Genomic DNA, 4,652 nt, shown 5'->3' on the forward strand with positions numbered 1-4,652 from the left:
AAGAAGGTAGATCTTTTGGAGGTGATAGACCTTTCAAAAAAGACGGTGAAAACTCAGATAGAAAAAGAAGTTTTGACAAACCTTTTAATAAAGAAGGTAGATCTTTTCAAAAATCTGAAGGAGAACAGACAGACTTTAAGCGTCCTGCTAGGGATAAATCAGATAGACAATACAAATCTTCTTATAAAAAATTCAATAGTGAAGAAGATCGTAAAGAAGGATCTACAGAAAGAAGAAGCTCTGAAAGACCTCAGCGTGCTAAATCTTCATCTCAAAATGACGGCTTAATTCGTTTAAATCGGTATATCGCTAATTCTGGGGTATGTTCCAGAAGAAAAGCAGATGAATTGATTGCAGCAGGTGTTGTGAGCGTAAATGGTGAAGCTGTCACTGAATTAGGGGCTAAAGTAGATCCTGCAAAAGATGACATCAAATATAACGGTGAACGTCTGAAACGTGAGAAAATGGTTTATGTTTTATTAAATAAACCAAAAGATTACATCACTACAACTGATGATCCGCAAGAACGTCACACTGTAATGGAATTAGTATCAAAAGCAACAAAAGAACGTATTTACCCTGTCGGTCGTTTAGATAGAAATACAACAGGTTTATTGTTGATGACAAATGATGGTAATTTAGCAGAAAAGCTTTCGCATCCTCGCAATAATATCAGTAAAATCTATAACGTAGAACTTAATAAAAGTTTAACTCAAGGTGACTTCAATAAAATTGTATTCGGTCTTGAGCTGGAAGATGGTTTTGTAAAACCGGATGACCTGAGCTACGTAATAGGTGGAAGTAAAAAAGAAATTGGCGTACAGATCCATAGTGGTAAAAATCGTATTGTAAGACGTATTTTTGAATCATTAGGCTATGAAGTCGTAAAACTAGATCGCGTTGTTTATGCCAATTTGACTAAAAAGGATTTACCTAGAGGTCGTTGGAGATATATTGAAGAGCGAGAATTAGTTCAATTGAAGCATTTAATTTAATTATTACTCCTTTATACAGAAAGCAGCTTCACAGCTGCTTTTTTATTACACCTAATTTTTAAATTAGATAATATTACATAATTTAGCAACAAATAAAATATAACATGACTGATCCAAAAACATTAACATCCGTAGCTGAATTTCATAAAGTTTTCCAACATCCGATATTAGAAAAACCAACAATTCCAAGTGAGAAACGCAGTGCACTACGCGTATCTCTGATTGCAGAAGAATTGAAAGAATTGGAAGAAGCTATTCAAAATAACGATCTTGTAGAAGTAGCAGATGCATTATGTGATATCCAGTATGTATTGGCAGGTGCCGTTCTAGAATTTGGTCTAAAAGATAAGTTTAATGAGTTATTTGAAGAAGTTCAACGCTCCAATATGAGTAAAGCTTGTCAATCGATAGAAGAAGCAGAAGCCACTATAGACCACTATAAAAATACAAAAGATGTAGACAGTTACTACAAAGAAGTAGATGGCTTGTTTTTAGTATTCAGAACAGAGGATAACAAAACATTAAAATCAATCAATTATTCTCCAGCAGATCTAAAATCAATCATAGAAAAATAAAAAAAGGTTTGCTATTAGCAAACCTTTTTTTATCCCCTATATTGAGAACCCTGTATGGCCTCTTTTCGTTCAAGTGCTTTATCAATATACGACTGAATCGCTGATTTTTTCATCCCCCAATTTGGAGCAATCAATAACTCTTGATCAGCCAACCCAAATAATCTTTGGATGACAATATCCGGACGCAATAATGGAATAAACTCCGCTAAAAAGTCACAATATTCATCAATAGAAAAAACATGGAAAGGTTCCCGTTTATATTGAACGCCCATAATGGATCCTTCTACAATATGTAAATGATGCAGCTTCACAAATTTGATCTGCGGATGTTTATTGATTTCATCAGCATATTTCAACATCATCTCTTTAGATTCCCAAGGGAAGCCAAAAATAGTATGCACACAAATTTCTAATGGACTATTTTCCACTAATTTCAAAGCCACTTGCAATTCCTCATGTGAACAGCCACGATTGATTCTATCCAAAGTTTCATCGTAAATTGATTCCATGCCCATCTCCAAATCAACATCATAACGATCGCAGTAACTCTCCAAAAGAGCCACTTTTTCAAAATCAATACAATCAGGACGTGTACCTACAGATAACCCCACTGTATCCTCTGGACAAACAGCTAATGCCTCATCATACATCGCCTTTAAAAAATGTGCAGGAGCATAAGTATTGGTATTAGGTTGAAAATAAATAATAAATTTATCTGCACGATAACCTTCTCTAGCACGTTTGATACCTTCTTCTACCTGTTCACGAATAGTCGGCAATTTACGAGCTGATTCGGGAGTAAATGAATCCACATTACAGTACGAACAGCCACCATACCCCTTACTTCCATCACGATTAGGGCAAGTAAAATTGCCATCTACAATGACTTTATACACACGCAGACCATCATATTTCTTTTTTAAATAAGATCCATAATGATGATATGGTTTTTGTCCTATGTCTAATAATGTACTCATAAATGCAAAGATAGAAAGAATTCAGAGGTTTTAATTATTTCAATTATAATATATGGCTTCTAATAGACTAATCTTTACACAATTTATTATCTTTATGAGTTACATTAGGAAATTATGAAAAGATTAACTCTTAAAGATATTGCAAAAGCGCTAAACTTATCAGTCCCTACGATTTCCAAAGCACTCTCCGATAGCCATGAGATCAAGAAAGAGACAAAAGAGAAAATCGTTGCCTATGCACATGAACATAATTATCAATATAATGCACTAGCAAGAAGTTTAAAAACTGGTAAAACAAACATTATCGGTGTCATTGTTTCAACAATAAGCAATTCATTCTTTTCTCAAATTTTAGAAGGAATTGAAGAATCGTCACTGTTTCAACAGTATAATATTATTATTATGCAAAGCAGAGAAAATCCGTCAATTGAAAAGAAATGCATTGATATTCTTTATTCCAAAGGGGTAGATGGCATATTGATTTCACCGGTATCTGATCGAGCAAACTTAAATTATCTAGAACAGTTACATCATAGCGATTGCCCTATTGTTATATTTGATCGTATCAATAACAGTTTCAATACATTTCAAATTGGAATAGACAATAAGAAAGCTGCCAAAAGAGCAACACAGGAACTTATTGATCGAAATTATCGTAATATTTTGCATATCACGGGACTTACTAATGGTGTTACCAATGAAAGGCTCATCGGTTTTCAAGAAGCCTTAAAACAGAACAAAATAATTTTCGATGAGACTCTTCTTTTACGCTGTGATCTATCCCAGATTCAAATCGTAGAACAGCAAATTCTATCTAAATTAAAAGAATTAGAAAAAGAACAGCACCTTCCTGACGCAATTTTTACGGCTACCGATCTATTGACAAATCGCACAATAGGATTATTAGCGCAACAGAAAATTAAAATTCCAGAAGAGATTGCTTTGATTGGATTCTCAAATACAAACTATGCATTTTCATTCAATCCACCACTCACGTGTATCTCTCAACCTGCAAAAAATATTGGAAAAATCGCTTTCGAAAAAATGATCCATATTTTAGAATATCGATTAAAAAAAAGAGAGATTGTTTATGAAACGATCGAATTAGATGCTGACATTACAATCCGAGAATCGATATAATGATTATTCAAATTCTTGGAATCATCTCATGGTAGATGATGGTCATCATACTTCAAAAGGAGCTTTATAAATAGAGTTATAGTCCAACAAGTAATAAATTAATCCAGGAGGATATTCAAAAGATAATAAAAAAGGTGATCATAATCTATGATCACCCAACAATTAATGTCTTCCTCGATGCTTACCGTGGCCCCTGTTATGCTTCTTGTGTTCTTTTTTATAATGCTTATTATGACCTTTCTTATAGTGTCCATGTGGATGCCTAGGTCCGTGATCGTGATAATATCCCACACAAGAACTAGCTGATATTAACAATATTAATCCTCCCAAAAAAAATGCAATTTTTGCTCTCATAAATAAAATATTCTTTCCTTTCTTTAGCCAAATACTATACCAAAAGAAAGGAAAACACTAATAATAAGGATATTAATACGTAAACCTCTCGTTATAAAGCAGTTTATAAAACTCATAAAATAAATATTAAAACTTCATCACTAGTAATTTATTGATTTCTATTTGAGGAAAGTTTAGTGGCAAACAAAGATCTTAGCAGCACCGCTCATATAGATCCATTCAAAAGGAAACCACATCGCTTACAAACTGAATACAGAAAACCAGTTTTAGAGTAGTTCACGGGGTGGGCTTTAAGCGTATTTCAAAAGCAGGAGTTGCCTGCCGTGGATATGGAGGATGAGCTTGAAGTGGAACCGTGCCGCCAATAGCCATATCCGGAACCAGGTCGGACATGAAGGAGAAGAAATGTAAGTGTGCTCCCTCTGCAGTACTGCCGTAGCAAGTCGATATCTTTGACTGTGAAAGGGGTTATCTGCGGCAGCAGGATTGTTAATTGCTGCGTCAGCGCTATTGATTATACTGCAGCAGCGGAATGGCTTGTTCTAAAGCACCGGTATTGAGATATGCTGCATCCGAAAGGCAGTACAGAAAAAAGTTTAGCGCACAAAAAA

At 34.5% G+C, this 4,652-nt stretch carries 4 protein-coding genes; 3 read left to right on the forward strand and 1 reads right to left on the reverse strand.

Annotated features, from left to right (window positions below; all coding sequences use genetic code 11):
* The coding region (locus B3P23_RS16690; protein ID WP_293928250.1) for a pseudouridine synthase at positions 1–995 on the forward strand (995 nt) is incomplete at its 5' end.
* A 104-nt stretch (positions 996–1,099) separates the two neighbouring features.
* Positions 1,100–1,570, forward strand: a complete 471-nt coding sequence (locus tag B3P23_RS16695) for a nucleoside triphosphate pyrophosphohydrolase family protein (RefSeq protein WP_248755689.1) — start codon at positions 1,100–1,102, stop codon at positions 1,568–1,570.
* A 29-nt stretch (positions 1,571–1,599) separates the two neighbouring features.
* Here the strand turns inward: B3P23_RS16695 and B3P23_RS16700 are convergent, their stop codons facing one another.
* Positions 1,600–2,547, reverse strand: a complete 948-nt coding sequence (locus B3P23_RS16700) for a TIGR01212 family radical SAM protein (protein ID WP_045752131.1) — start codon at positions 2,545–2,547, stop codon at positions 1,600–1,602.
* Positions 2,548–2,661: 114 nt separating this feature from the next.
* Here B3P23_RS16700 and B3P23_RS16705 point away from each other — a divergent pair, with 114 nt between their 5' ends.
* Complete coding sequence (locus B3P23_RS16705) at positions 2,662–3,687, forward strand: LacI family DNA-binding transcriptional regulator (RefSeq protein WP_045752132.1); 1,026 nt, start codon at positions 2,662–2,664, stop codon at positions 3,685–3,687.
* Positions 3,688–4,652 lie beyond the last annotated feature (965 nt).

This window comes from Sphingobacterium sp. UBA6320, from assembly GCF_002440335.1.
In the GTDB taxonomy this organism is placed as follows: Bacteria; Bacteroidota; Bacteroidia; order Sphingobacteriales; family Sphingobacteriaceae; genus Sphingobacterium.

Coding starts and splice junctions, on each gene's coding strand:
- B3P23_RS16695 (WP_248755689.1), top strand. CDS start 1,100: ATGACTGATCCAAAAACATTAACATCCGTAGCTGAATTTCATAAAGTT.
- B3P23_RS16700 (WP_045752131.1), bottom strand. CDS start 2,547: ATGAGTACATTATTAGACATAGGACAAAAACCATATCATCATTATGGA.
- B3P23_RS16705 (WP_045752132.1), top strand. CDS start 2,662: ATGAAAAGATTAACTCTTAAAGATATTGCAAAAGCGCTAAACTTATCA.